The organism is Bartonella sp. AP58NXGY, assembly GCF_042195785.1.
Classification (GTDB): Bacteria; Pseudomonadota; Alphaproteobacteria; order Rhizobiales; family Rhizobiaceae; genus Bartonella.
Window position 1 is genome coordinate 1 of record NZ_JBHIOY010000053.1, and the last position, 1,790, is coordinate 1,790.

The 1,790-nt window shown below is 44.6% G+C and carries 2 protein-coding genes and 1 pseudogene; all 3 read right to left on the reverse strand.

From position 1 onward, the window contains the following. The coding region (locus ACFINC_RS09245) for a hypothetical protein (RefSeq protein ID WP_375617019.1) at positions 1-674 on the reverse strand (674 nt) is incomplete at its 3' end. A 1-nt stretch (position 675) separates the two neighbouring features. Then, positions 676-1,101, reverse strand: a complete 426-nt coding sequence (locus ACFINC_RS09250; protein WP_375617020.1) for a hypothetical protein — start codon at positions 1,099-1,101, stop codon at positions 676-678. After that, positions 1,101-1,790, reverse strand: a pseudogene (locus ACFINC_RS09255) (hypothetical protein); the annotation flags it as partial. The pseudogene ACFINC_RS09255 and the gene ACFINC_RS09250, both read right to left, overlap by 1 nt.

The window sequence follows — 1,790 nt, forward strand, 5'->3', positions numbered from 1 at the left end:
CCGCTATTGTCTTGTTCCAGCCAACGTTCTCTATTGGCATCAACAACTCTCTGATTGTGGGCATCAAGTACACCTCCCCCTTGTATGGCATTAGAATAGGCATTCCCATAACCCTGTAAGAAGTTATTTGAGGCGCCCAATTGATTTTGATTGGCTTGGTCTATCATGGCATTGGCTTGCATCATGCGATCCGCATCACGATTATACTGGTCTGCTGTAGCACTTGTAGACAAAGCACCAAGTTCATTTGCCAAGACACCTGTATGTGCACCAGAACCATAACGACCTGCACCGGCAAAAGAGCTGTTAATCGTATCTCTGACGCGGTCTAAGCTATTTTGAAGCGCAGCATTAAAAGACGAATTCTGTCCAACTATATCACCAGAAGCCACTCTTCCAAGATTGCTTGCTGTCGACGTTGGATTGTAAATTGTATTCATCAAAGAGCGATTTTGATAATGCTGTGGAATACTTCCAAGACCACCAATTCCATAGCGCGTTTGATCACTTAACGGCGCTACACGAGGACCACCATAAACATTCCCACCCGCCCCTGTATCATACAGATTATACGCATCCGCACCACCTCGCTTAAAGACATTCTGCATCCAAGCGGGAGGGGCACTTGTCTGCACCTGCTTCTGTTCTGTCGTTGCTGGTCTACTGCTCCCCATGTCACAATTCCTTCCTATAATAAAGCATATCTATGCCATAACCTTGTTTGTTCAGTGCACGTTTCCATCCCAAACGCCCTAAAATCTCTATCTCAAAAGCCCCATTCTCACGCGCCCAATCCTCTACAAATGTCAAATTGTCAACTTGATCAAGAACGCCCTTGCCACTACATTCACAAATCAGAGCGCGCTTCTTTCCTAAAACTGTCTGCTGTATTTGGGTCGTGAATGCCGCTAAAAAGCGCTCGTCATCATCCAAAACAAGCCATAACTGTTTCTTGCCACTGCAAATCGCTTCAAGGAGCTCTTGCAACGTGATTTCATGTTTGAAACGTTCCACATACTCTCTAAAAGATTCAATGATGTCTTCCAGATAAGGCGCTATACGCTCCATATCCCAAGACGTGGTCAAAAAAACTTTTGCCATTATCCTCTGCCTAAAGGACGTAAATCCACATTAAACCCTGTGATATGGTTCCAATGAACGCCTTCAGGAATACGCAATTTAAAGCGGTGATAACGATTGCGCGAACGACCATGATAAGCACCCGTAAGATAAGAACATGCCCTCTCCTTGTGCCATGTGATCGGCGTCTGATGATGGCGAAGCCGACGTTCCCCTATGCTTAAAAGACCTTGCGTCGTATCAACTTCGGCAAACATTTTCGTGATAAAGTTAAAACTTCCATCTGGTGCTCCCAATTCTTGCGAAACAACCGTTGCTTCCATTGGAGCGCCTGTAAACATAACAAGTCTATTTTCATCATCAAAAGCACCAAGCATGGGGGCGCCACTTTGCCAACGAGGACTGTCTAAAGAAGCAGGCAAGGACTCAAGATTGATCGAAATCTCATCTAACTGTTCTAAAGTATAACCTGTCGTAAATACTGGAAACAATGTGAAAGGCTTCCCCTGTAGTGTCGACCATTTCTGCAATCCCCAATCATAGACAAAGGTCGTTTGCTCGTTATTGCCTCTCTTTATTGACCAGTAAATCCGGTTATCAATGGGGTCTATCACTCCTTGCATCTCATCAAGAGCAAACTTATCAAAAGTTTTAAAAACCGTTCTATCAACCTTCTCAAAGCCTATCGGCAAAAGTTGACCATCAGCACT